1 protein-coding gene is annotated in these 261 nt (G+C 40.6%); it reads left to right on the top strand.

The window, feature by feature from the left end; genetic code table 11:
- The coding region (locus tag AAEY99_RS21515; protein WP_351011992.1) for a hypothetical protein at nt 1-261 on the top strand (261 nt) is incomplete at both ends.

Genomic DNA, 261 nt, shown 5'->3' with positions numbered 1-261 from the left:
GAGCAATACCGTTTAGGCAGTGTTGGCCTTGACTTTATTGGGCTAGGCGACATGATAGCCTACGATGTAAATGGTTTAGTTAATGATGGTTACTATGAAACCCTTGACGAAAGTTTAACTAGCTCAACTCATGCAACTAAGTCGTGGACAGTAAAAGAAGAAATCACCTCAGCATTTGCACAAGCTAATATTAATGCAGAAGTAAGTGGTCTTCCATTAACTGGTAATGTTGGGGTGCGCTATGTTCATACAGATCAATCC

This window comes from Shewanella sp. S1-58-MNA-CIBAN-0166 (assembly GCF_040310085.1).
Classification (GTDB): Bacteria; Pseudomonadota; Gammaproteobacteria; order Enterobacterales; family Shewanellaceae; genus Shewanella.
Note: the sequence above shows the minus strand (reverse complement) of the source record. Positions and strands in the feature narration are given on the sequence as shown.